Raw genomic sequence first — 2,027 nt, 5'->3', positions numbered from 1 at the left:
CCAGGGTCATCAGGACCGTGCCGATGTCGGAGACGGCCCGGGTCACGGCATCGCCGCCCAGGCCGGTGGCCATCCAGGCGGCGAACACGACCACGGTGACGCCGACGACGACGGTGGCGGAAGGCCGGTGCCTGACGATCATCAGAGCCCTCCCCCGCCTCCGGTCACCGCCTGGCGGGGTGACGTCACCGTCGAGATCGGGCGGGCGGGCGGCCACCTGAGAAGTTCGGGGCCCGGCTTGCCGTCGGTCGCGCGGACCGGCGGCGTCGGTCATCACAGCCGGGCGCGGCCGTGATGTCTCAAGTCCGGGGTTCGCCGAACGATGGACAGGCTGCGATTCCCGACCGGGAGCGACAGGCTGGAGGAACGGGCGATGGTTCCGCGCACGCGCAGACGGACCGCCCCGCCGGTGCCGATGGCACTGCTGCGGGACCGGGGCATGCAGGCGCTGCTGGCCGTCGCCGTGCTCGGCGCCGCCTGGTACGCGTGGCCGGTGGCCGGCCTGCCCGTCCTGATCGCCGCCTACTGGCCCATCCAGGTGGCCCTCGACGTGGTCCTGGCCCTGGGCTCGTGGCGGGTCCACCGGCACCCGGACGCGTCGGCCACCACCCGCCGGTTCTGGCGGGCGATGACCATCGCCGCGGTCCTGTTCGCCGCCGGCGACCTCGTCCAGACGGTGCAGTCGGCCAACGACCTGACGGTGACCGGTCTGGTCAGCGGCAACGTGCACCTGGTCTTCATCGTCGCCGGCGTCTCGGTGCCGCTGTGGGCGATGCTGACCCACCCGATCCGGGCCACCGGCCGGCAACGCCTGGTGTTCTGGCTGGACGCGGCCACCGTGATGACCGCCGCCGCCGGCTTCATCTGGTCGTTCATGCTCAGCGCCGTGGTCGGCGCGGCGATCAGCCTGGTGCTGCTCAACGGCGTGCTCGCGGCCCTCATGCTGATCGTGTTCTTCGGCATCACCAAGCTGGTCCTCGGCGGCGAGGCCCCGTTCCGGCCGGTCGCGGCCGGCATCGCCCTGGTCGGCGTGGCCCTGACCGCGCTCGGCGTCGGCGTGGACGGGCTCGCCGCGAGCGCCGACCCGGCGGTGTTCATGCTGTCGAGCTTCGTTCCCTGCGTGATCATGGCGGCCTGCCCGCGGGCGCAGACGGTGGAGATGAAGCTCGCCGCCACCGCGCCGCAGCGCTCCCGGCGGCGGCCGTTCAGCCTGCTGCCGTACGCGGCGGCGCTGGCCACCTACGCGGCGGGCCTGCTCAGCCTGGCCCAGGACGGGCTGTCGGTCCGCAGCTGGGGGCTGGTCCTCGGCTCGCTGCTGGTCACGCTGGTGGTGCTGGGCCGGCAGATCACCTCGTTCGTCGACAACGCGGTGCTGCTGCGCCGGCTCGGCGAGCAGGAGCGCCGGTTCCGCTCGCTGATCCAGCACTCCTCGGACCTCACGGTGATCACCGACCGGCGGGGCCGGACGACGTTCACCAGCCCGGCGGTGACCCGGATGCTGGGCTACGCGCCCGAGGAGCTGCTCGGCACGGCGCTGCGCGACCTGCTGCACCCGGACGATCTGCCGACCGCCGGGACCGGCGGTAACTGGCAGGGCCGGGTACGGCACAAGGACGGCTCCTGGCGCTGGCTCGACGTGGTGGCCACCGACCGGCACGACGACCCGAGCGTGCGCGGGCTCATCTCCAACGCCCGCGACATCACCGACGCCCGCGCGTTCCAGGAGCAGCTGCACTACGAGGCGACCCATGACGCGCTGACCGGTCTGGCCAACCGCACCCTGTTCCACCGGCGGATCGCCGACGCGGCCGGGCAGCCCGACGCCGACGCGCTCGCCGGGGTGCTCGCCGTCGACCTGGACGACTTCAAAATCATCAACGACACGCTCGGGCATCACGTGGGCGACCGGGTGCTGGTCACGGCGGCCGAACGGCTGCGCGGCTGCGTGCGGGCCGGCAGCGACACGGTGGCCCGGCTCGGCGGCGACGAGTTCGCCGTGATCCTGACCGGCACGACGCCGGCCGAGG

The 2,027-nt window shown here is 73.5% G+C and carries 1 protein-coding gene; it reads left to right on the top strand.

Annotated features, from left to right (window positions below; translation table 11 throughout):
• Window positions 1-373: 373 nt before the first annotated feature.
• Window positions 374-2,027 (top strand): GGDEF domain-containing protein (locus AB0C29_RS45625; protein ID WP_360834230.1); only part of this gene is annotated, 1,654 nt, incomplete at its 3' end.

It is taken from the genome of Actinoplanes sp. NPDC048791 (genome assembly GCF_040650095.1).
Taxonomy (GTDB): Bacteria; Actinomycetota; Actinomycetes; order Mycobacteriales; family Micromonosporaceae; genus Actinoplanes.
The sequence above is the reverse complement of the archived record's forward strand: the minus strand, read 5'-3'. Positions and strand labels throughout refer to the sequence as shown.